The sequence below is a fragment of the Streptomyces humi genome, assembly GCF_001005085.2.
Lineage (GTDB): Bacteria > Actinomycetota > Actinomycetes > Streptomycetales > Streptomycetaceae > Streptomyces > Streptomyces humi.
The window spans coordinates 25,973-48,868 of sequence record NZ_LBMU02000073.1 but is presented as its reverse complement, the minus strand read 5'-3'; the positions used below and the strand labels follow the sequence as shown (position 1 = coordinate 48,868).

General features: G+C 73.0%; 20 protein-coding genes and 1 tRNA gene. 15 read left to right on the top strand and 6 right to left on the bottom strand.

Features of this window, described 5'->3' with window-relative positions; all coding sequences use genetic code 11:
- Positions 1 to 135 precede the first annotated feature (135 nt).
- From AAW13_RS29720 to AAW13_RS29700, 5 genes are all read left to right on the top strand, one after another.
- On the top strand, positions 136 to 612 hold the full coding sequence (locus AAW13_RS29720) for a helix-turn-helix domain-containing protein (protein WP_063777035.1): 477 nt from the start codon (positions 136 to 138) through the stop codon (positions 610 to 612).
- Positions 613 to 681: 69 nt separating this feature from the next.
- Positions 682 to 1,281 carry an isochorismatase family protein gene (locus AAW13_RS29715; RefSeq protein WP_046727034.1) on the top strand — a complete coding sequence of 200 codons (600 nt, stop codon included), beginning with the start codon at positions 682 to 684 and terminating at the stop codon, positions 1,279 to 1,281.
- A gap of 10 nt (positions 1,282 to 1,291) precedes the next feature.
- Positions 1,292 to 2,203: a GlxA family transcriptional regulator gene (locus AAW13_RS29710; RefSeq protein ID WP_046727033.1), complete on the top strand. Its 912-nt coding sequence runs from the start codon at positions 1,292 to 1,294 to the stop codon at positions 2,201 to 2,203.
- A 68-nt stretch (positions 2,204 to 2,271) separates the two neighbouring features.
- Positions 2,272 to 2,511 (top strand): hypothetical protein, encoded by a 240-nt coding sequence (locus AAW13_RS29705; RefSeq protein ID WP_046727032.1) that lies wholly within the window; start codon positions 2,272 to 2,274, stop codon positions 2,509 to 2,511.
- The gene (locus AAW13_RS29700) at positions 2,511 to 2,891 is read left to right on the top strand and encodes a hypothetical protein (RefSeq protein WP_046727031.1); all 381 of its coding nucleotides are present in this window, start codon (positions 2,511 to 2,513) and stop codon (positions 2,889 to 2,891) included. Before AAW13_RS29705 ends, AAW13_RS29700 begins: the two co-directional genes overlap by 1 nt.
- 29 nt (positions 2,892 to 2,920) lie before the next feature.
- On the opposite strand, the gene AAW13_RS29695 is transcribed toward AAW13_RS29700, so the two are convergent.
- Positions 2,921 to 3,724: an aminoglycoside 3'-phosphotransferase gene (locus tag AAW13_RS29695; protein WP_046727030.1), complete on the bottom strand. Its 804-nt coding sequence runs from the start codon at positions 3,722 to 3,724 to the stop codon at positions 2,921 to 2,923.
- Positions 3,725 to 4,241: 517 nt separating this feature from the next.
- Here AAW13_RS29695 and AAW13_RS29690 point away from each other — a divergent pair.
- The gene (locus AAW13_RS29690) at positions 4,242 to 5,984 is read left to right on the top strand and encodes a PE-PGRS family protein (RefSeq protein WP_046727029.1); all 1,743 of its coding nucleotides are present in this window, start codon (positions 4,242 to 4,244) and stop codon (positions 5,982 to 5,984) included.
- Positions 5,985 to 6,063: 79 nt separating this feature from the next.
- On the opposite strand, the gene AAW13_RS29685 is transcribed toward AAW13_RS29690, so the two are convergent.
- Positions 6,064 to 7,257: an acyl-CoA dehydrogenase family protein gene (locus AAW13_RS29685; protein WP_046727028.1), complete on the bottom strand. Its 1,194-nt coding sequence runs from the start codon at positions 7,255 to 7,257 to the stop codon at positions 6,064 to 6,066.
- Between the two features lie 126 nt (positions 7,258 to 7,383).
- Between AAW13_RS29685 and AAW13_RS29680 the strand changes: the two genes are divergently transcribed.
- On the top strand, positions 7,384 to 8,622 hold the full coding sequence (locus AAW13_RS29680) for a 4-hydroxybenzoate 3-monooxygenase (protein ID WP_046727027.1): 1,239 nt from the start codon (positions 7,384 to 7,386) through the stop codon (positions 8,620 to 8,622).
- A 45-nt stretch (positions 8,623 to 8,667) separates the two neighbouring features.
- On the opposite strand, the gene AAW13_RS29675 is transcribed toward AAW13_RS29680, so the two are convergent.
- The 4 genes from AAW13_RS29675 to speB are packed head-to-tail and all read right to left on the bottom strand — an operon-like array spanning position 8,668 to position 12,264.
- Positions 8,668 to 9,075, bottom strand: coding sequence for a YybH family protein (locus AAW13_RS29675; RefSeq protein WP_046727026.1), 408 nt, complete (start codon positions 9,073 to 9,075; stop codon positions 8,668 to 8,670).
- Positions 9,072 to 9,725 carry a cyclase family protein gene (locus AAW13_RS29670; RefSeq protein ID WP_046727025.1) on the bottom strand — a complete coding sequence of 218 codons (654 nt, stop codon included), beginning with the start codon at positions 9,723 to 9,725 and terminating at the stop codon, positions 9,072 to 9,074. Before AAW13_RS29670 ends, AAW13_RS29675 begins: the two co-directional genes overlap by 4 nt.
- A gap of 5 nt (positions 9,726 to 9,730) precedes the next feature.
- Entirely contained in the window at positions 9,731 to 11,299 is a 1,569-nt protein-coding gene (locus AAW13_RS29665) for a purine-cytosine permease family protein (RefSeq protein WP_046727024.1), read from the bottom strand.
- On the bottom strand, positions 11,296 to 12,264 hold the full coding sequence (gene speB / locus AAW13_RS29660) for an agmatinase (protein ID WP_046727023.1): 969 nt from the start codon (positions 12,262 to 12,264) through the stop codon (positions 11,296 to 11,298). Before speB ends, AAW13_RS29665 begins: the two co-directional genes overlap by 4 nt.
- 161 nt (positions 12,265 to 12,425) lie before the next feature.
- Here speB and AAW13_RS29655 point away from each other — a divergent pair, with 161 nt between their 5' ends.
- The 8 genes from AAW13_RS29655 (at position 12,426) to AAW13_RS29625 (ending at position 22,833) form a co-directional block, all read left to right on the top strand.
- Positions 12,426 to 13,913 carry a PucR family transcriptional regulator gene (locus AAW13_RS29655; protein ID WP_240528778.1) on the top strand — a complete coding sequence of 496 codons (1,488 nt, stop codon included), beginning with the start codon at positions 12,426 to 12,428 and terminating at the stop codon, positions 13,911 to 13,913.
- A 163-nt stretch (positions 13,914 to 14,076) separates the two neighbouring features.
- On the top strand, positions 14,077 to 15,555 hold the full coding sequence (locus AAW13_RS29650) for a glutamate-cysteine ligase family protein (protein WP_046727022.1): 1,479 nt from the start codon (positions 14,077 to 14,079) through the stop codon (positions 15,553 to 15,555).
- Between the two features lie 94 nt (positions 15,556 to 15,649).
- Complete coding sequence (locus AAW13_RS29645) at positions 15,650 to 16,876, top strand: aminotransferase class V-fold PLP-dependent enzyme (RefSeq protein ID WP_046727021.1); 1,227 nt, start codon at positions 15,650 to 15,652, stop codon at positions 16,874 to 16,876.
- A gap of 179 nt (positions 16,877 to 17,055) precedes the next feature.
- Positions 17,056 to 19,071, top strand: a complete 2,016-nt coding sequence (locus tag AAW13_RS29640; protein WP_046727020.1) for a galactose-binding domain-containing protein — start codon at positions 17,056 to 17,058, stop codon at positions 19,069 to 19,071.
- Positions 19,072 to 19,086: 15 nt separating this feature from the next.
- Positions 19,087 to 19,677, top strand: a complete 591-nt coding sequence (locus tag AAW13_RS29635; RefSeq protein WP_046727019.1) for a TetR/AcrR family transcriptional regulator — start codon at positions 19,087 to 19,089, stop codon at positions 19,675 to 19,677.
- Positions 19,678 to 19,729: 52 nt separating this feature from the next.
- A tRNA-Arg gene (locus AAW13_RS46075) sits at positions 19,730 to 19,802 on the top strand.
- A gap of 107 nt (positions 19,803 to 19,909) precedes the next feature.
- Positions 19,910 to 21,043, top strand: coding sequence for a leucine-rich repeat domain-containing protein (locus AAW13_RS29630; RefSeq protein WP_046727018.1), 1,134 nt, complete (start codon positions 19,910 to 19,912; stop codon positions 21,041 to 21,043).
- Positions 21,040 to 22,833 carry an ankyrin repeat domain-containing protein gene (locus AAW13_RS29625; protein WP_046727017.1) on the top strand — a complete coding sequence of 598 codons (1,794 nt, stop codon included), beginning with the start codon at positions 21,040 to 21,042 and terminating at the stop codon, positions 22,831 to 22,833. The genes AAW13_RS29630 and AAW13_RS29625 overlap by 4 nt, the downstream gene beginning before the upstream one ends.
- The last annotated feature ends 63 nt before the right edge of the window (positions 22,834 to 22,896 follow it).

Below are 22,896 nucleotides of genomic sequence, written 5' to 3'. Positions count from 1 at the left end.
GAGGCAGGGGTGGGGTGCGTGCGCGCAGGAGTGCGGCGCACGGGTCGCGGGCCGGGGCGCCCAGCCGCGAGACTCTGCTCAAGATCGTGACCGGGGTCGCGGTCCGCGACACCGGCAACAGGAAAGGCCCGGCCCGTGAACAGACCGCCGTTCTCACCCGTCGTCGCCATGTCGGCCAGACAGAGCCTGGGCCTCTCGCCCCAGCAGGTGACGGAACAGATGAACGCGTGCGGGGTCCCCGTCGACATCTCGATGATCCACGCATGGGAGGTCGGCGAGTACCGACCGACGGAGGACGAGTTGTTCGTCCTCGCGGACGTGCTCTGGTGCCGGACCACGGACCTGATGGAGATCGAGGCTCCACGCACCCTCGCGGAGCACCGTCTCGCCCGCCGGTTCAGCACGGCGAAGCTGGCCCACGCCATCGGGATGGACACCGCCGAGTACGAACGGGCCGAGCTGCGGAACACCTGGACCGGTGACGGACGGCAGACGGTGGCGCTGCTGCGCACCCTGCACCTCACCCTGCCCGAACTGGCGAGGGCCACCGAAGGGCCCGGCACACCGGGAACGGACCTCCCGACGCCCCTCGCCGGCGGCCCTCTAGTGTGACCGGATCGGTCCGCACGCGGACCCGATGCGGCCTGTCGCCGTGCCCGTCCCGCCGGTCAGGCTTGGGGCATGACCCGAGCACTCGTCGTCATCGACGTCCAGGAATCGTTCCGCGCCCGCCCGCTGTGGGAGACCATCTCCGACCCGAAGATCACCGAGCGGGTGGACCGCCTGGTGCGGCTCGCCCGCCAGGCGGGCGACCTGGTGGTCTGGGTGCTGCACTCCGAGCCCGGCAGCGGTGATGTCTTCGACCCCGCCCTCGGCCACGTCCGGCTGATGGAGGAGCTGCGGCGCCTGGACACGGAACCGCTGGTCCACAAGACCTCGCACAACGCTTTCACCACCACCAACCTGCAACAACTCCTCACCGGGCACGGCATCCGCGAACTGACCGTCTGCGGCATCCGGACCGAGCAGTGCGTGGAGACCACCACCCGCGTCGCGAGCGACCTCGGCTACCAGGTCACCTTCGTCGTCGACGCCACCGCCACCAACCCCGTACCGCACCGTGACGCCCCCGCTGGCCGGAGCGTCGCCGAACTGCTGTCGGACCCCCGCACCCTGAGCGCCGAGGAGATCATCAGGCGCACCGAGTACGCCCTGGCCGGACGCTTCGCGACCATCGCCACCGTGGCGGAACTGGAAGCCGCGGCCGGACCCCGGGCATGATGACCGGATCGTGAACCACATCGTCTTCCTTCTGGTGCCCGGAGTCCATCTGCTGGATCTGGCGGGTCCCGCGCAGGTCTTCGCCACGGCCGCCGACTTCGGGTACCCCTGCACACTCAGCTACGTCGCCGAGCAGCCGCTGGTCACCACCGCCCAGGGCCTGCCGCTGGTGGCCCGATGCGACTGGCCCGAGCTCGGCCCCGAGGACCTGATCGTGGTCCCCGGCTGGCGGGCCCGCACCCTCGCCGGCGGCCCCGCCCCCGGCCCGGCCGCCCTGCGGTCGCTCCGGGACCACCACGCCAGGGGCGGCACCGTCGCCAGTGTCTGCGCCGGAGCCGAGGCGCTCGGCCGGGCCGGCCTGCTCGACGGCCGCCGCTGCACCACCCACCACGACGTGCAGGACGAACTCGCCCGCCGGTACCCCCGGGCGACGGTCGTCCCCGACGTGCTGTACACCGCCGACGACCGGGTGGTCACCTCGGCCGGCATCGCCAGCGGCATCGACCTGGCCCTGCACCTGGTCGCCACCCGGCACGGCCCCGCGGTCGCCGCCCAGGTGGCCCGGGACATGGTGGTCTACGCCCGGCGCAACGGCCACGAGCCGCAGGCCAGCGCCATGCTCAGACACCGCTCCCACCTCGACGACACCGTCCACCGCGCCCAGGACCTGCTCGACGCCCGCTTCGACCAGCCCCTGCCACTGTCCGCCCTGGCCGCGGCCGTCGGCGTCAGCGAACGCACCCTCACCCGCCTCTTCACCCGCGCCACCGGCGGTCTCACCCCGCTGCGCTACCAGCAGACCCTCCGCGTCGAACGCGCCGAGCACCTGATCGGCCACGGTGCCACGGTCGACGCGGCCGCCCGCGCGGTCGGCTTCGAGGACCCCCGCATGCTGCGCCGCCTGCGTTCCCGCGAGCACTGACCGGGCCCGGCACCCCGCCCCTCCGCCCGGCTTTACCCGCCTGGCACCAAGTAGGTACCATCACTGTCATGCCTTCCCTGAACGTGTCTTTCACCGACGAGGAACTCGAGGGCGTCCGGGCCGCGGCGGCCGCCGAGGGCAAGAGCCTCAAGCAGTACCTGCACGACCTCGGAGTCCGCGAGATGCAGCGCAAGCGGTTCGTCGCCGGTGCGACGGAGTGGGCCGACCGGCTGCGCGGCGAGTTCGACGAGGCCTTCCCCGACGAAGTGCCGCCCGCCGAGCGCGGCGACGGGGCTGCCGCCGCCTGATGCCGCCTCTCTACATAGACGTCTCCTGGCTGCTGGACGTCCAGGAGAACGCCCTCGGCCACGAGGACCTGACCGTCTCGGACTACTCGGCGCTGGTGGCCGCCGTGGCCCGGCACCGGACCCGGCTGCCCACGCTCGCGGCCGCCGACCCGGACGCGGCGTGGCGTGCGGCGGCGCTCCTGCACACGATCGTGCGCCTGGAGCCGCTTCCGCACCGCAACAGCCTGTACGCCGCGTTCATCGCCGCCCAGTACATGGCGCAGGCCGGCGAGGGCATCGACCCGCCGTACGGCGCCCTGTCCGATCTGGTGCGCAAGGTCCGCGACACCCGTATCGGCGTCCAGGACGTCGCCGACCGGCTGCGCGACTGGAAGCTGTGACACCCTCGGCCGTGTGCGCGGGCCGCCGGTCAGTCGGACAGCTCCCACAGCAGCCGGTAGTACGCGGTCCGCTCCCGGTCCGGCTCGACCCCGTAGGCCTCGAGCAGCGGATCCTCCCAACCCGGCCCGTAGTTCCAGCGGGTGCTCCAGGTGGCGACGGCGAGGTCGGCCCACCGGTCGGCGACACCCAGCGCGCCGAGGTCGACGTGCCCGGCGTGCGTGCCGTCGTCGCCGACCAGGGTGTTGGGGGCGCAGGCGTCGCCATGACAGACGACGAGCGTGTCCACCGGCGGAATGTCCGAGACGACGCCGAGCGCGCGTTCGACGGTGCCGAAGTGCCGTAGATCCTCAGGCCAGTTCGCCGGATCGATCCGCCCGGCCGCCGCCCGTGACCGCACCGCTTCCAGCCGGCTCCCGGCCGACCACGAGAACGGGCAGTCCGCGACCGGCAGCGTGTCATGGAGCGCGCGCAGCCCGGCCCCGACCGCGCGTACCGCCGTGCCGGGGTCGCGCTTCCACCGGTCGTCCACCGCCGAACGTCCCGGCAGGCCGCGCGTGACGATCCAGGACCCGGTGTCGTCGGCGTCCGCGTCGAGTACGTGCGGCACCGCGGTGAACCTCGCCGCCCAGCGCAGACGCGTCACCTCGGCCGCGAGGTCGACACCGCTGCCGGCCGGCGTCCACTTCACGAACCACCGCTGTTCGCCCAGGCCGACCTGGAACGTCAGTCCGCCGGCCTCGTTCCGCCACACGGCGCGCGTCGGGCGCCCCGCCGCGAGGTCGACGACGACGCGCGGCAACTCGACGGGGCCCCGGGGCGGTTCGGCGATCATCCGCTCATTCTCGCCCGGCCCGGCGTCGACGCGCAGGCCGATTCCAGGCGCCGCCGCGGGCGGCGGTTCCGGTACGGCCGTCGGTCCGTGCGGGTGTCGGTCCGTGCGGGTGCCGGTGGCGGTAAGTTGAACGACGGGAGAACCCTGAGAGGTGCACAGGTGGTGCCCGGGGGAGAGGCCGAGACGGGGGCGTGACGTGACCACCGGGACGAGTGCCACCGCGCCGGACGAGCCCGGTACGGCGGGCGGGCGCGCGGAACCCGGGACACGGTGCCGCCGGAGCCGGGTGGTGGCGGCACCGCCCGACAGCGCCGCCGCCGCACGCCTCGACTCCTTGCAGCGGACCGCCGGGAACGCGGCCGTGGTACGTCTCCTGACGGGGCACCGGCCCCCGTCGCGGGAGGAGCGGACGGGGGACCGTTAGGCACCGGGGTCTGCCCCTGAGGTCCTTCCGCACCGCCGGCCCGCCGGCCTAGAACAGAGAGCCGGGCAGCAGAGTCGGCGAGGAGGACGGTCCATGCGCCCCGTCACACGGGATCACCACCACCCTGGCGAGCGGGGCCCGGACACGCCACGTGCGGTGGCACCGCCGACGGACCTGAACGGCGCGTGGTTGCGGCACATCCGGCGCGTCGCCGCGGGCGAGGACACCGGTCAGGCGCACGCCCACGACCAGGACCGGCCCGGCACCCCCACCGTCCAGCGCGTGACGGCCTCGGACACGGCCGGCCGGTCCACCGCCGAGGACGCCGGACACACCGAGGAATCCGGCCGTGCCGAGGACGGCGGCGGGTCGGGCAAGGAGATCATCGCCAGGCTCAGCAGCTCGATCGAACTGCACACCGTCCAGACGAAGTCGAAGCGGAACATCTTCGCCCCGGGCACCTGGTGGCCCGAACAGTGGCTGGTCGAGGGCCCCACCCGGCTCCGCAAGACCCTGGACCGGCGCGTGCTGCGCGGAGAGGCGTTCAACGACCAGGACCTGAGCGACATCCGGCAGCTCTCCGACGTCAACCCGAAGTGGCTCAAGGCCGTGGGCATCGGCACCTACGCGGACGCCGAGGCCTACCTCAAGGGAGACTTCAAGGACTGGCTGCAACTGAGCGCGGGCAAGCGGGTCCTCACCGCCACGCTGGCCGTCCGCGCGAACCACCCGGCCGTCCGCGCGGCCGCCGCACCGCCGATCAGCCCCGACTACACGCTCGGCCGGTTCATGCTCACCCAGGCACCCGGCACCTCGGCCGACGACCGCAAGCTCCTGGAAGCCGAACGGGACCAGCAGATCCGTGACACCGCCGTCGACTCCCTGTATCCGGCGGGCATCGCCCCCGAGCGCCGGCACGACGGTGCCCTGCCGGCACCGGGCAGCCCGATCGGCAAGGGCGGCAAGGAGAAGGCGCCCGACTACGTCCGCAAGGACACCAGGGCCCGCGAGATGCTCACGAAGATCCTGCTGGTCCTGCGCAGCGGTCTGAAGCTCTACGACCCGGCGCTGGGCACGCACAAGGTGGATCACGAACAGGACGTCATCCGCGCCCTGGCGCACGGCGGCCGCGTCAACGTCCGCATCCCGGCGCTCAGTTCGAAGGACGAAGCGGCCTACTGGCTGCCGCACTTCCTGGGCGTCACCAAGGACGCGACCAAGGGCGAGACCGCCGAGGACGTCTCGGAGCGCGACTTCGCCACCCACCGCACCTCCATCGGCGCCAACAAGGGCGACCAGCCGGGCACGTTCAAGGAGAAGGGCGGCATCATGGCGTCCGTCACCAACAAGCTCGCGGTCGGCGCGGCCAGCCCGAAACTGTGGGGACAGGACTTCTCCGGCGGCGGCCTGGGCTCCAAGGACTGGAACGGCGACATGGTGCTGCCGAACGGCTCCTACGGCCACATCCTGCTGGTCTACCACCGCCCCACCATGGAACGCGACGGTTCGCTCCAGATCGGCATCGAGACCATCAAGCCGCACGCCGACAGCCCGGTCGGCTACGAGCACGACTTCCGGTCCACCGAGGCCACCTCGAACCCGGAGTCCGTCCTGCACGGCCACAAGGGCGACAAGGTGGGCTCCGGCGGTCTCGGCAAGAACGAACGCTTCGTCGACCTGCGGGAGATGGGCGCGTCCCGCGCGGACGGGGACTGGCGTGCCTACCTGGACGAGGTCCAGCAGGACTGGGAGAAGGCGCTCGCCCGGACGGAGGAGGGCTCGCAGGAACGCCGGGCCCTGTACGAGGAACTCGTCGGCCCCCGCCCGAAGCCGTGAGCCCGCCCGGTGACCTCCGGCCCGGTGCCTCCCGGCCCGGTGCCTCCCGGCCCGGTGCCTCCCGGCCCGGGGCGCCGTCCTACAGGAACGGCGTCCCGGCGTCGAGGCCTGACAACACCCTGCCGTACAGCTCCAGATTGGCGGCGGGGTTGACGAACGAGTGCAGGCTCAGGGCGTTCAGGTCCCGCACGATCCGCTGGACGGGCGCCTCCCGGTGCAAAGAGGAGGCGCCCGAGGCGGACCCGACCAGGTCGGCGGCCTCCTTGCACGACCGGGTCAGGTACCCGCACTGCGCCCGGATCCGGGCCCGCTCCAGCGTCGTGTACGGCTCGCCCGTGGCCGCCCTGGACTCGATCAGCCCGATGAGGTCCGCGGCGAGCAGTTCCGCGGACGACACCTTCATCTCGGCCTCGGCGAACTGGAGATGCGTCACCGGTGCCTCGTGCTGGCGTTCGTAGCAGGTGTACGTGATGCCCCGCTGATGGATGCGCTCACCGAACTCCGTCAGGGCCGCCCGTGCCAGACCGAGGGCGTTCGCGGCCGTCCAGGCACAGAACAGCAGCAGCACCGGCATCCGGTAGAACGGGTCGCCGCCGTTGCGCAGCGACGGGAACGCGCCCGACAGCAACGGCCCCAACGGCAGGACGCGATGGGCGGGCACGTGCACGTCCTGGGCGACGACGGTGTTGCTCCCGCTGCCGGCGAGACCCGTGACGTTCCAGTCGTCCAGCACCTTGAGCTCCGCCATCGGGATCGCCAGCCACAGCATCTCCGGCGGACCGTCCGCTGTGTCGGCCAGCGCGGTCAGCAGATGCCAGTCGGCGTCCTGGCAGCCGGTCGCGAACGGGGAGTTCCCGCTCACCACGTAACCGCCGTCCACCGCCACCGCCCTCGAACCCGGTACGAGGGTGCCGCCCACCCGGACATCGGGACCGGTGAAGATCTCGTCCTGGGCCTCGTCGGGGAACAGGGCCGCGATGAAGGCGCACCCGGCCTGGATCAGCGCCATGAACCCGGCCGACCCGCACGCGGCGGAGACCGCGCTCAGCGCGTCGACCTGGGTCCGTAACGAGGACTGGTAACCCCCGTGACGACGCGGGACGTTCATACGGTGGATCCCGGCACCCGCGAGTGCCTGGACGACCTCGCCCGTCACCCGCCGCTCCTGTTCCGCGCGCAGGGCGTGCGAGCGGATCAGCGGCTGGAGCGCGCGGACGCGCTCGACCAGACCGGTGCCACCGGTGCCCGAACCAGGTGCTGACGTACCGGCCAACGGACGACCTCCGGACTCGGCCCACGGACGGGACATCACCGTCGCGCCGATCCGCGGGTCTGTCAACGCCGCGTGACGACACCGGAGTTCGGGCGCACTCGGCTACGCTGAACCGGGAGGTGCCAAGTGGTCCTGGGGGAGAACGAGCCGGGCGGGGCGTCGCGGTCCACGACGGTGGTGGTGATCGGCGCGGGCCCGGCCGGGCTGACCGTCGCCAACCTGCTGCGCACCTGCGGGGTGGACTGCGTCGTGCTGGAGCGCGGCAGCCGCGAGTACGTGGCGCAGCGGCAGCGGGCGGGCATCGTGGAGAGCCGCGCCGTGCGGATGTTCGAGACCTGGGGGCTGGCCGACCTGGTGCTGGGCGGCGCACCGCACGACGGCATCCTGGAGTTCCGGGTGGACGGCGAGACCCACCTCGTGGACGACAACGACGGCTCCGAGGGGCCCGGGGCACGGCTCTGCCCGCAGCAGCTCCTGGTCGCCAACCTCACCGCCGCCCATCTCGCCGACGGCGGTGACATCCGCTACGAGGTGGCCGACGTCTCCCTGCACGGCCTGACCGGAGACCGCCCCACCGTCCGCTACCGCTCCGCCGACGGCACCCCGCACTCGATCACCTGCGACTTCGTCGCCGGCTGTGACGGTGACCACGGTGTCACCCGCGCCGCCGTCCCCGAGGGTGTCCTCAGCGCCCACGGCTTCGACCACGGCGTCGGCTGGCTCACCGTCCTCGCCGACGCACCGCCCCCTGCCCACCCCCTGCTCGCCGTCAGCCCGCAGGGTTTCGCCGCGCACTTCCCCCGCGGGCCGCAGCGCAGCCGCTACTACCTCCAGTGCCCGCCCGACGACCGGCCCGAGGCCTGGCCGGACCACCGCGTCTGGGAGGCACTGCGCACCAGGCTCGCCGATCCCGCCCTGACCGCCGGCCCGATCACCGACCGCGAGACCTTCCGGCTGCGCAGCCTGGTCCACGACCCCATGCAGTACGGCCGGCTGTTCCTCGTCGGGGACGCCGCCCACATCGTGTCCCCCATGGGGGGCAAGGGCATGAACCTCGCCCTGTACGACGCCGATCTCTTCGCCCGCGCCGTCCGCGACCACGTCCGCGACCAGGACGACACCGCGCTGCGCAGTTACTCGCGGCGCTGCCTGCGGCGCGTCTGGAACGACCAGGAGTTCTCCCACTGGCTGACCCGGACGGTCCACGACGCCGGCGACGACACCCACCGCGGCCCGTTCCTGCGCAACCTCGCCCGCGCCCGCCTGCACCGCCTCTTCACCTCTCCCACGGCCGCGCAGGCCTTCGCGGAACAGATGACCGGCCTGGACCCGACCCCGGACCCCTCCGCTCCCACCATCCGCTGACCGCCCCGCGCCGAAGCGAGCTGAGGGGGGCAGGCGGGTGCCCGGTCAGGCGGCCGTGGCCGCCGGGTCGGGGGACAGGTGCTCGTGGACGGCGAGCCAGGTGCCGTCGCCCGTGCGGTGGAGGACGATGGTCTCGCGCTCGTGCAGCGTCTCCTCCCCGGCCCGGGTGGCGACCCGGGTGGTCACCGAGTGGGTGAACACGGCCGTGTCGCCGAGCAACTGGAGCCGCCGGTCCTTCGACTCGCAGGCGAGGACGCGGAAGCCGTCCTCCTCGCTCCACCTGTGCCACAGGCCGCGGTACTCCTCGGTGGAGTCCAGACGCCGGTCGGTGGTGTGGAAGACGAAGCTCGCCTCGGCCGCGAAGGCGGCGAAGTAGTCGTCGGTACGACCTTCGGCGAAGGCGGCGATCAGCGCGTCGGCCGCGGCGAGGGCGGTCTCGTGGTCGTTGTTCATGGCTGGGGCTCCGGGATCCGGGCCACGGCGCGGACGGGTGCGCCGTCCGCGCCGGGCAGGTGGAGGGGGAAGAGGCTGACGTGGACGGCGTGGCCGGCCAGCTGGGCGCCGAGGACCTCGGCGAGGTTGGTGAGGTTCTCGGCGATGACGGCGTCCGCGCCGCACAGCACCCGGTGGGCGGGAAGGGTCTCGCCGGGCGTGGGGTCGACGCTGAGCGCGTCGATCCCGACGGTGCGCACACCACGGGCGACGAGCAGCCCGGCCGCCTCCGGGGTCAGGTACGGGTGGTCGTGGTAGGCGTCGGTGCCCCAGTGGGCGGACCAGCCGGTGGCGACCAGCACGATCCGGCCCTCGGGCACGGCGGCCAGCAGGTCCGCCCCGATGGCCGCCCGGGGCGGCAGACCCCGGGCGTCGACGACGTGGGCGGGGCCGTCGAAACGGTCCAGCGGCAGCTGGTCCAGCGCGGACAGGCCGTCCTCGATGTGGGAGGGGGCGTCCACGTGCGTGCCGGACTGCGAGCCCATGTGCACCTGGAGGACGTTGACGCCGTCCCGGGCCGCGGTCAGCGCGGGCCGGATGTCCACCTGAGGGTCGCCGGGGTAGACCGGCATGCCGGTGCGCAGTGGCACCGACAGGTCGATCAGCCGCATCCCGGTCACACCTCGGCCGGCTCGGGAGCGCCCACGGGCGCGCCGTCGGCGGCGGTGATCGGCGGCACCGGGGTGTCGACGGCCCGCACCAGCCGCGGGCCCTCGGGGCCGAAGACGGCGCGGGGCTCGGGGAACAGCCACAGCAGCGCCAGGTAGCTGACCGCGGCCAGGCCCAGTCCGACCGGCAGGGAGATGTCCACGCCGCCCGCGAGGTCGCCCAGGGCACCCACGAACTGGCCGGGGAGGTTCACGAACTGGACCGCGAGCAGGGCGGAGGCCAGCCAGGCGGCCATGCCGCGCCAGTTCCAGCCGTGCGTGAACCAGTACCGTCCGCCCCGCTGCCGGCGGTTGAAGACCTGGAGCGAGTCGGGGTCGTACCAGCCGCGGCGGGTGAGGAAGCCCAGCGTCATGATGACCATCCACGGCGCGGTGCAGACGATGATCAGCGTCGCGAAGGTGGAGATGGACTGGGTCAGGTTCGCGGCGAACCGGCCGACGAAGATGAAGGAGATCGACAGGACGCCGATGAACACCGTGGCCTGCACCCGGCTGAACCGGGTGAAGACGCTCGCGAAGTCGAGACCGGTGCCGTACAGCGAGGTGGTGCCGGTGGACATGCCGCCGATCAGCGCGAGCAGGCACACGGGCAGGAAGTACCAGGACGGCGAGATGGCCAGCAGCCCGCCGACGTAGTCCGGGGCGCTCGGGTCGAGGAACTTGCCCGCCTTCGCGGCGATGATCGAGGCCGTCGCCAGGCCGAAGAAGAACGGCAGGACCGTCGCGATCTGGGAGAGGAAGGCCGCGCCCATCACCCGGCGGCGCGGGGTGTCGGCGGGGATGTAGCGGGCCCAGTCACCGAGGAACGCTCCGAAGGAGACCGGGTTGGAGAGCACGATCAGCGCGGAGCCGATGAACGCCGGCCAGAAGCCGGGCGTGCTCAGCGAATGGAAGCTGCCCTGGTAGCCGGCGTCGAAGTCGCCGCCGAACGCGAACGCGCCGAGCACGAACAGCAGGGAGGCCGCGGCCACCGCGATCTTGTTCACGAAGAGCATGAACCGGAAGCCGTAGATGCACACCGTCAGCACCAGCGCCGCGAACAGCCCGTACGCGAGCGCGTACACACCGTCGTTCGTGGGCAGGTGGAACATCCGGTGGGCGCCGCCGACCAGGGCGTCGCCGGAGGACCACACTGAGATGGAGAAGAAGGCGATCGCCGTCAGCAGGGAGAGGAAGGAGCCGACGACCCGGCCGTGCACGCCCAGGTGGGCGGAGGAGGACACCGAGTTGCTGGTGCCGTTGAGCGGACCGAACAGGGCCAGCGGCGCGAGGATCAGCGCGCCGACGGCGAGCCCGAGGCCGGTGGCCGCCAGGCCCTGCCAGAAGGACAGCCCGAACAGGATCGGGAAGGCGCCGAGGACGCAGGTGGCGAAGGTGTTCGCGCCGCCGAAGGCGACCCGGAACAGGTCGAGCGGCCGGGCGGTGCGATCGGCGTCCGGGATGCGCTCCACCCCGTACGTCTCGATCTCGGTCAGCGACGGGGCGTCGTGCTGCTCCGCTTGGGGGCTGGTGGTCATGTCTGCTCCTCGCGAGGGCCGGCGGAGTCCAGGGTGAACAGGCTGATCAGGTCGTAGGCGACGTGCGACGCGGCGACGGAGGTGATGTCGGCGTGGTCGTAGGCGGGGGCGACCTCGACGACATCGCCGCCGACGAGGTTGAGCCCGGCGAGGCCGCGCAGGATCTCCAGCAGCTCACGCGAGGTCATGCCGCCGGCTTCCGGGGTTCCGGTGCCGGGGGCGTGTGCGGGGTCGAGGACGTCGATGTCGACGGACACGTACAGCGGCCGGTCGCCGATGCGCTGCCGCAGCGCGTCCACCGTCTCGTCGACGCCACGGCGCAGCACGTCGGAGGAGGTGACGATGCCGAACCCGAGGCGGCGGTCCTCCTCCAGGTCACGCTTGCCGTACAGCGGGCCGCGGGTGCCGACGTGGCTGAGCGCCTCGGTGTCGACGATGCCCTCCTCGACGGCGCGCCGGAACGGGGTGCCGTGGGTGTACTCGGCGCCGAAGTAGGTGTCCCAGGTGTCGAGGTGGGCGTCGAAGTGGAGCACGGCGACCGGGCCGTGCCGCTTGGCGACCGCGCGCAGCAGCGGCAGCGCGATGGTGTGGTCGCCGCCGATGGTGACCAGCTTCGTGCCGTCGGACTGGAGGCGGGACGCCTCCTCCTCGACGGTGCCGATCGCCTCGTTGATGTCGAAGGGGTTCACCGGGATGTCTCCGGCGTCGGCGACCTGCGCGGCCGCGAACGGCGACACGTCGAGGCCCGGGTGGTACGGGCGCAGCAGCCGGGACGCCTCGCGCACCGCGGCCGGGGCGAACCGGGCGCCGGGCCGGTAGGAGACGCCGGTGTCGAAGGGGACGCCGACGACGGCGATGTCCGCGCGGGGCACCTCGTCCAGCCGCGGCAGCCGGGCGAAGGTCGCCGGTCCCGCGTAGCGGGGGACGCGCGAGGAGTCCACGGGTCCACGGGGCTGGGTCGTCATCGGGCACCTTCCTGTCGTGTGGGGGTCGTACGGGGGCGTACCCGCCGGGTGGGCGGACCCCGAGGCGGAGTGAGTGGTTCCGCTAGCGGGGGATGCCTCAGTGTGCGGACGGCCGAAGGCCAGGGTCAATTGTTGACGGCACCAAGAACTACAGTTGTCTTGTGCCCGACCACAAAGCCACATCGCGTTCCGTCCTGACCGTCGGCGACCTGCTGTCCTTCCCGGCGCTCCAGATGCGGCTGCTCGCGGGCGGCGGCGGCCTGGGCCGAACGGTCTCCTGGGCGCACGTCAGCGAACTGGAGGACCCCACCCCCTGGCTCCAGGGCTCGGAGGTCATCATGACCGTGGGCCTCGCCGTGCCCCGCGCCGGCGAGGCGCAGCGGCGCTACCTGGAACGGCTGGACGACGCCGGCGTCGCGGCGCTGGTGCTCAGCACCCAGCTGCGCACCCCGCCACTGCGGCAGGTCTTCCTCGCCGCGGCCGAGGAGCGCGGCTTCCCGGTCCTCGAGGTCCCGCTCACGGTGCCCTTCGTCACCATCGCGCAGGAGGTCGCCGCCGCCGTCAGCGAGAAGTCCGCCGAGCGGCTGGGCGCCCAGCTCCAGGTGTTCGGCGCGCTGCGCTGGATGGCCGAGGAGAACCTGGACATCCCCGCGCTCTTCGACCGCCTGGAACAGCTCAGCGGCTACCGGATCTTCCTGTGCACCACCCAGGGCCGGCCCCTGCTGCCCGGTGTCGCGGCGCCCGCGGACCTCTCGGTGCTGCCCGAGGACCCGGACGCCCCGCCGACCGTGCCCGGCGGCTTCGTGCTCCCGGTCCTCGGCCCGGGCGGCGCCGCCGGCTACCTGGTCGCCCTGGAACAGGCCGGTGCCCGCCCCGCCGGTCTGGCCGTCGTCCAGCACCTCGCCACCGTCGCGGCCCTGCGGCTCGCGATGGTCCGCCAGGAGCGGGAGGTGCTCCGCCGGGAGGGCGCGGAGACCCTCGCCGAGATGCTCCAGGACACCCTCGACCCGGCCGGCGCCCAGCGCCGGCTGGCCCACCACGGCCTGGACGCGCGGCGGCCGGTCGTCCTCGCGGTGGTCCGCAGCGCCCCGGACGAGCAGCTCGGTGTGGCGCTCTCCGACCACCCCCACCTGACCCTGCGCCGCGGCGACGACCGGCTGGTCCTGGCCGAACCCGGCTTCACCGAGGCCCTGGCCGGCCTGCCCGGCGCGGTGTGCGGGGTGAGCCGCCCCTTCACCGTCGGCGAGCCGCTGCGGGTGGCCCGCCAGGAGGCGGAGTGGGCGGCCGGACGCGCCGCGGAGGCGGGCAAGCCGCTCGTCCACTACGGCGAGGACGCCACCGGACGCTGGCTGCCCGAGGACCGGCGGCTGCTGGCCGCGCTGGTCGAGCAGGTCCTCGGCGAGGCCCTGCGCTACGACGAGGCCCACGGATCACAGCTGCTGGTGTCCGTCCGCACCTGGATGGAGCGCGACCGCCGGACCGAGGACGCCGCCGCGGCCCTCCACGTCCACCCCAACACCCTCTCCTACCGGCTGCGCCGCTTCAGCGAGGTGACCGGCCGGGACCTGGCCACGACCGCCGCCTTCACCGAGGTCTGGTTCGCCGTGCGCGCGGCGACCGAACTGGGCGTGGCGGCCGAGGGGCCGTAGCGGCGGACCCGCCGGGTCCGCCTTCGTCACCGACCGCTCCGGTCACTCTGCGCCCGCCCCGCGGGCGCGCCGGGTGAGCGGAGCAGCCGACGAGTGTCCGGGACCGCGGTGAGGTGCGACGCTGGGACGAGAAACGTCCGCCGAGGGAACTCGGGAGGGGCCGATGGGACGTGATGTTCCGGCCCGGGTGTTCACCCGCGAGGACCGGCGCCGGTACCGCGAGAAGATGCACGGCTGTCTCGACGTACTGGCGCAGATGCTGCGCGGATCGGGGTTCGAGAGCGAGCGCCCCCAGGTCGGCATGGAGATCGAGCTCAACCTGGTGGACGACGACGGGCTCCCGGCGATGCGCAACACCGAGGTGCTCCAGGCGATCGCCGACCCCGCCTGGTCGAGCGAGCTGGGCCGCTTCAACCTGGAGATCGACATCCCGCCCCGGCAGCTGACGTCCGGCGGCCCCGGTGCCTGGGAGCAGACCATCCGGGACGCGCTCAACCACGCCGAGGACCGCGCCGCGACCGTGGGCGCCCACCTCATCATGATCGGGATCCTGCCGACGCTGGGGGAGTCGGACGTGGGTGAGGCGTCCCTGTCCGGTGATCCCCGCTACCGACTGCTCAACGAGCAGATCTTCGCGGCCCGCGGCGAGGACCTGCGGATCCGGCTCGAGGGCGTGGACCGGCTCTCCATGTACGCCGAGGCGATCACCCCCGAGGCCGCCTGCACCAGCACGCAGTTCCACCTCCAGGTCGCCCCGAAGGAGTTCGCGGACTACTGGAACGCGGCCCAGGCCGTCGCGGGCGTGCAGATCGCCCTGGCCGCCAACTCGCCCTTCCTCTTCGGCAGGGAACTGTGGCGTGAGACCCGCGTCCCCCTGTTCGAACAGGCCACGGACACCCGCCCCGAGGAGATCAAGGCCCAGGGGGTACGGCCGCGGGTGTGGTTCGGCGAACGGTGGATCACCAGTGTCTTCGACCTGTTCGAGGAGAACGTCCGCTACTTCCCGGCGCTGCTGCCGCTGTGCGACGACGAGGACCCGCAGCGGACCCTCGCCGCCGGCGGGGTGCCGCAGCTGGGCGAACTCACCCTGCACAACGGCACGATCTACCGCTGGAACCGCCCGGTCTACGCCGTCACCGACAGCGGTCCCCACCTGCGCATCGAGAACCGCGTGCTGCCCGCCGGCCCGACCGTCGCCGACACCATCGCCAACGCCGCCCTGTACTACGGCCTGACCCGTGCCCTCGTGGACGAGGACCGTCCGGTCTGGTCCCGGATGTCCTTCGCGGTCGCCGAGGAGAACCTGCACGCGGCCGCCCGCGACGGCATCGACGCCCGCCTTTACTGGCCCGGGACGGGCGAAGTGCCGGTCACCGAACTGGTGTTGAGACGACTGCTGCCCCTGGCGCACCGGGGCCTGGAGCTGGCGGGACTGGACGCCTCCTGGCGCGAGCCGATGCTCGGCATCATCGAGCGGCGCTGTGTCGACGGCCGCAACGGCGCCCTGTGGCAGGCGGAGACGGTCCACCACCTGGAACGGACCGGCGTCCACGACCGCCGGGAGGCCCTGCGCCGGATGACCGCCGCGTACATGGACTACATGCATCTGAACGCGGCCGCGCACACCTGGCCCGTGGACTGAGCGCGCCGCGGTGCGGCGACCCCGGCGCGTGGCCGCAGGTCACCACCGTGTCAGGATGCCGGGAGATCACCCCCCGCTTCCGGAGGCCTGCCGCGTGACCGAGACCGAGGTGGCCCTCGCGCCGCACCCCCTGCTGCTGCCCGACGGCAGGCCCGCCGCCGCGGCGTGGTCGCTGGACCCCGCCCTGCTGCACCTGAACCACGGATCGTTCGGTGCCGTCCCGCTGGTGGCGCAGCAGCGGCAGGCGGAGCTGCGCGCCGAGATGGAGCGCGCGCCGGTGGTGTGGTTCCCGGAGCTGCCGCAGCGGCTCGCCGCCACCCGGGCCGACCTCGCCCGTTTCCTGCGCGTCGACGCCGGCGACCTCGCCCTGGTGCCGAACGCCAGCGCCGGCGCCAGCGTGGTCTTCAACGCGCTCGAACGCCGTGCCGGCGGGGAGATCGTCGTCACCGACCACGGCTACGGGGCCGTCACCATGGGTGCCGAGCGGCTGGCCCGCCGCTGGGGCGGCCGGGTGCGCACGGCGCGGGTACCGCTCGGCGCCGACGAGGACGAGGCGTACGAGGCCGTCGTGGCCGAACTCGGTGAGGCCACCGACCTCGTCGTGGTCGACCAGATCACCTCCGCGACCGCGCGCCGCCTCCCGGTCGAGCGCATCGGCGCGGAGGCACGCCGCCGGGGCGTGCCGATGCTCGTCGACGGCGCTCACGCGCCCGGCCTGCTCGCCGCCCCGCTCGCCGACGCGACGTACGACTTCTGGACCGGGAACCTGCACAAATGGGGCTGCGCCCCGCGCGGCACCGCGGCCCTGGTCGCCCGCGGCCCGCTGCGGGACCGGCTGTGCCCGCTGATCGACTCCTGGGGAGCCGCGGAGCCGTATCCCGTCCGCTTCGACCACCAGGGCACCCTCGACGCCACCTCCTACCTGGCGGCGCCGACGTCCCTCGCGTTCGTCGAGGACACCTGGGGCTGGTCCGCCGCCCGCCGGCACCTGGACCGCCTCGCGGACCACGCCGCCCATGTCATCGGTGCCGCCGTCACCCGCCTCAGCGGCGAGGACAGCCGGGCCCACGTCGGGATGCCGGTCCCCGGCATGCGCCTGGTGCGGCTGCCCGACGGCCTCGGGCGCAGCAGGATCGAGGCCGACGCGCTGCGCGACCGGGCGGCCCGCGAACTCGCCGTCGAGGCCGCCTTCACCAGCTTCGACGGCATCGGCTACCTGCGCGTGTCCGCGCACGTCTACAACACCCCGGCCGACTACGAGCACTTCGCCGAGCGATGCGTCCCGGTGCTGGCCGACTGGGCCCGGGAGCAAGGCCGTTGAGTCATCAGGTCAAGCGTCCCGGACACTTGACTCGGTAGGTGCGCGGCCCGATCCTCGTCCCAGGTATTGCGCGGTTCATGACAACGTCATGGTTCCGTCAACCGCGCGCTCCCGCCGACCGAGGGACGTGGGCCGTGACGCCGTTTCGACGCTCGTACCGCAGACGCAGGAACGTCACCATGCTGTCGCTGCTGCTCCTGGTACTGACCATGGCCCTCGGGCCCACGCCGAGTTCGGCGGCCGGCGACAACTGGTGGGACCCGACCGCCCGACCGGCCCCGGACGTCCAGATCAACGTCACCGGCGAGCCGTTCACCGGTACGAACTCGGCAGGGGAAGTGCGCGGGTTCGTCGACGCGCACAACCACCTGTTCGGCAACGAGGCCTTCGGCGGCCGCCTGATCTGCGGCAAGGTCTTCTCCGAGGCCGGTGTCGCCGACGCCCTGAAGGACTGTCCCGAGCACTACCCCGACGGCAGTCTCGCGCTCTTCGACTACATCACCCACGGCGGCGACGGCAAGCACGACCCCGTCGGCTGGCCGACCTTCAGGGACTGGCCCGCGTACGACTCGATGACCCACCAGGCCGACTACTACGCCTGGGTGGAGCGGGCCTGGCGCGGGGGACAGCGGGTGCTCGTCAACGACCTCGTCACCAACGGCATGATCTGCTCGATCTACCCCTTCAAGGACCGCAGTTGTGACGAGATGACCTCGATCCGGTTGCAGGCGAGGATGACCTACGCGCTCCAGGCGTACATCGACAAGATGTACGGCGGCACGGGCAGGGGCTGGTTCCGGATCGTGACCGACAGCGCGCAGGCGCGGCAGGTGATCGAGGAGGGCAAGCTCGCCGTCGTCCTCGGCGTCGAGACCTCCGAACCCTTCGGCTGCAAGCAGATCCTGGACATCCCGCAGTGCGGCAAGGAGGACATCGACAAGGGCCTCGACGAGCTCTACGCGCTCGGCGTCCGCTCCATGTTCCTCTGCCACAAGTTCGACAACGCCCTGTGCGGTGTCCGCTTCGACTCCGGAGGCCTCGGAACGGCCATCAACGTCGGCCAGTTCCTGTCCACCGGCACCTTCTGGGGGACCGAGAAGTGCACCGGCCCGCAGCACGACAACCCCATCGGAAGCGCCTCCTCGGCGGCGGAGTCGGACCTGCCGGCCGGCGTGGACGTCCCCGCGTACGACGCGGACGCCCAGTGCAACAGACGCGGTCTCACCGAACTCGGCGAGTACGCCGTGCGCGGCATGATGAAGCGCAAGATGATGCTGGAGATCGACCACATGAGCGTCAAGGCCGTCGGCCAGGCACTCGACATCCTGGAGTCCGCTTCCTACCCCGGCGTGATCTCCTCGCACAGCTGGATGGACCTGGACTGGACCGAGCGGGTCTACGCCCTCGGCGGCTTCGTCGCCCAGTACATGCACGGCTCCGAGGGCTTCGTCGCGGAAGCCGCCCGGACCAAGGCGCTGCGTGACAAGTACGGCGTGGGCTACGGCTACGGCACCGACTTCAACGGCATCGGCGACCACCCCGCCCCCCGCGGAGCGGACACCGCGAACAAGGTGACGTACCCCTTCAGAAGCGTCGACGGCGGTTCCGTCATCGACCGGCAGACCTCCGGTGAGCGCACCTTCGACATCAACACCGACGGCGCGGCCCACGCGGGGATGATCCCCGACTGGATCGAGGACATCCGGCAGGCCGGCGGCCAGGACGTGGTGAACGACCTGTTCCGCGGCGCCGAGTCCTACCTGGACACCTGGGGGGCCACCGAACGGCACCAGGCCTCGGTGAACCTCGCCAAGGGGCAGCCGGCGACGGCCAGTTCCTCCGAGTCGAACCCGTTCACCAGCTACCAGCCGGGGCGTGCCGCCGACGGCGACGACACCACCCGCTGGGCCAGCGACTGGAGCGACGACCAGTGGTGGCAGGCCGACCTCGGCTCCACCCACCTGGTCTCCCGCGTGACGCTCGACTGGGAGCGCGCGTACGGCAAGGCGTACCGCATCGAACTCTCCACCGACGGCACGAACTGGGCGACCGTCTGGTCCACCACCAGCGGTGACGGCGGCCTGGACACGGCCCGGTTCACCGGGACCCCGGCCCGCTACGTCCGGGTGCACGGCCTCGACCGCGGCACCGACTGGGGATACTCGCTGTACGAGGTCGGGGTCCACAGCGCCTGAGGCGGGAGTTCACGGATGGCACGCATGCCGTCGGCACAGCGGCGCGAACAGCTGACGGAAGCGGCCATCAGGACGATGGCCCGGGACGGCGTCGCCAAGGCGACGACCCGGGCCATCGCCGCCGAGGCGGGCGTCTCACTGAGCGTCTTCCACTACTGCTTCGACTCCAAGCAGGCCCTGATCGAGTCCGTCATCACCGCCCTCACCGACCACTCGGTGACCGTCGTGCGGGAGGCGCTGCGGCCCAGGGGCACGCTGGCGGAGACCGTCCGGGCCGGCTTCGAGGCGTACTGGCACCACGTCCGCGAACACCCCGACGAGCACATGCTCACCTACGAACTCACCCAGTACGCCCTGCGCGAGCCGGGGTTCGAGCACCTGGCCCGACGGCAGTACGAGCTGTACGGCATCGCCTACGCCGAGCTGATCGAGCGCCTGCGCAGCAGCCGCGACCTCGAACTCCGCGTCCCCGTCTCCGTACTGGCCCGCTACCTGGCCGCCGTGACCGACGGCCTGACCCTCAACTACCTGGTCCTGGGCGACGAGTCGGCCTGGACCGACATCCTCGACACGGTCACCGCCCACATCGCGGGGCTGGTGGCCTGACCCGCGGCCGACACCGAACACATGGCCGAAACTCCGCTATGATCACTGCGGCAAGGCTGTAGCGCAGAGGTCGTCGCGCCCAAGCATCGAGCTGGAGGACGTCGGTTCGAATCCGACCGGTCTTGCCGCCTATTCGTGGAGGAAAGTCGACTGGCGTCGGTTCGTCCTGGGCGGGCGGAGGGCGAGGCCGCCCCCGGCACCCGGGCGCCGGCCACGGACCGGTGGAGTGGTGATGACGCAGCCGACACCCGTACGCTGCCCCGCGATCGAGCACCCGGACATCCCGATCAGCGACCCCGCCGCGCTGGAACCACTGCTCGACCGCCTGCGGTCCGCGCCGTCCCTGGACACCGACGAGACCTTCCCGCTCGGCACCGTCCGCGCGGACGGCCGGGTCGACCTGTGCAAGCAGGGCCTGGGAACGGCCGGTGCCGCCCGGCTGATGCCCGTCGCCGCGGCCTCCCCGCACGCCGCGCACGTCCTGCTCGGCACCAACGCCATCGGCGACGAGGGAGCCCGCACGGTCGCCGACGCGCTGACCGACGGCCACGGCCTGCGCACCCTCTACCTCGGCTGCAACCGCATCGGCCCGCGGGGCACCGCCGCGCTCGCCGACGCCCTCTCGGCCGACGACACCGTCCGGGCCCTCTGGCTCAAGCGCAACCCGGTCGGCGACGAGGGCGCCCACGCACTCGCCGCGCTGCTCCGGCGCAACACCGCGCTGCGCACCCTCGACCTGGTCAACACCGGGGTGACCACCGACGGCCTGCGCGCCCTGCTCGACGCCCTCACCGACCGCCCCGCCCCGGTGGAACGCCTCTTCCTCGGCGGCAACGGCCTGACCGCGGACGCCGCCCCGCTGCTCGCGGCGCTGATCCGGGACGCGGGCGTACGCGAGCTGTACCTCCCCGCCAACCACCTCGGCGACGAGGGCGCCGCGATCCTCGCGGCCGCGGCCGACCCGGTACACCCCGTCCGCCTCGGCCTCGGCGGCAACGGCATCGGCCCCGCCGGCGCCCGCGCCCTCGCCGGCTCCCTGGCCGGCATCGAGGTCCTCGACCTGGGCCGCCCCCTGTCCGAACGCAGTCTCGGCGCCCCCGCCAACACCACCGGCGACGACGGCGCCCACGCGCTGGCCGCCGCACTGCCGGGCAGCCCACTGCGCCGGCTGGAACTGTGCCACACCGGCCTGACCGGCCGGGGCGCCAAGACCCTGCTGGCCGCGGTACCCGACGACTCGCCGCTGGAGTACGTCGGCCTCGGCCCCGGCCTGCCCCGCAAGGTGAAGCGGTCCTTCACCCGGCGGCTGCGGCCCCTCGGCGCGGCACACCCCGACCTGCGCGCGATAGGAAGTGTCTACCGGTGAGCTCCCCGGCCGAACTCCGCTGCCTCCCACCGGACGAGGCATCCGGCTGGCGCCGGGCACGCCGTTACGCCGTGCCCCGGTGGATGATCGAGCGAGCCACCGAGCGCCGGCTGGCCGGTGACTGGCGCGGCGCCTGCGCGGCGGCCAACGTGGACGTCGCCTTCGACCTGTCCGAGGTCGCCGAGCACTGCGGCGACGACACCGCCGCCGCCCTCGTGGCCGACCTCCGGCACCTCGCCCCCGACCTGCTGCGCTGGCACCTGCCGCGCACCCTGGGCGGCCGGACCACGCTCGCCACGGACCGCACGGTCGTCCTCGCGCGCTACCGGCCGAGAACCCAGGGCGAGGGCCCGCGGGCCACGCCGTACCTGCACGTCACCACCGGACCCATGGCCGACGGACCACAGCGGATCGCGCTGCGCTTCCGGACCCTCAGGGACGAGCAGACCGCCGGCGTCTTCGGATCCACCACCGACGACTGGCGCCTCGCCCGGCACCTCTGGGACGCACGGCACGCCGCGGAACTGCGCGAGCGATGCGGAGGCGGCCCGGACCGGTCGCCGTTCCGCCACGCCGACGGCACCGCCCTGGGCCCGGACGAGTTCCCGACGGCCGGACCCGGCGCCGACGACCCCGCGGCCCGGACCGAGCGGATCATGCTGACGCACCGGAAGGACGGGTCGCCGGCCGCCTTCGCCGAGGCCGGGATCAGGCTGGACCTGACGCCTCCGCAGAAGTCCGGCTGGTACCAGGCGGACCCGGAGCGGCTGCTGAGCGGCATCCCGCTGAACCACGGCCGCCTGGAGCCGGAGATCCGCAGGCAGCAGGCCGCGGGCGCCGGCAACCGATTCCTCATCGCCGCGCACTGGCGGACGTACATCCTGCTGGAGCTCACCGACGACGCCGGGCTGGCCGTCCGCGCCGTCGACCGGGAGGACGCCGAGGGCCTGCCCTTCCTCGCCGAGGCCCTCTGGCGCAGGCTCCCCGACCTCGATCTCCTGCGGGACGGCGAGATCGCCGCGGAGCACCTCCACCCGCTGGTCCGCGAGGCGCTGTTCCCCGCCCTCCGGGTCCCGGCGGACCAGGGCGGCCCGCCCGCGCCGACGGCCCCCGCGCCCGTGCGGGTCAGGTGCCGCGGCGCGTGGCACGAGGTCGGCTTCCGGCCCGGCGGCCCGCTGAGCATGCCGCACAGCGACGACGAACAGCAGCGCGAACGAGCCCTGCGCGCCTTCGGCGGTGCCGTCGCCGGCTGCTTCGCCGTGGAACAGACCTGGACGTCCGGGAAGGGCCGCCTGCCCAAGGCACTGCGGGCCCAGCGCGGCGAACTGTTCCAGCGCGCCCAGCACGGCGACACCCCCGGTGTCCTGGCACTCCTGGACGCCGGTATGGACCCCCGGGTGCGGGACGCCGGCGGCCGCACCCTGCTGCACGTGCTGAACCTCCTGGACCACGAGACCCTGCTGCCCCGGCTGCTGGCCGGGGGAGCGGACCTGGAGGCCCGCGACCGGCGCGAGCGCACCCCCCTGTTCGCGGCGGTCAACGACCTCGGTTCCAAGGCGCTCGTGGAGGCCCTGGTCGCCGCCGGGGCGCGGCTCGACGCGATCGACGAGTCCGAACTGTCCCTCGCCCAGCTCGTCCGCCGCTACAAACGGTCCGACCTCGCCTTCCTCCGCGACCGCGTGGAGGCGGAGCACCCGGGGATCGGCGCCGACTGGTGGGACGAGCACATGGACGAGCGGGAGCGGTACGACTCGGACGAACCCGACGACGAGGAGGAGCCGGCCCTGTGAGCGCCGATCGAACCGACCTAACCGACGGAGCCGACGGAGCCGACGGAGCCGACCGAACCGACC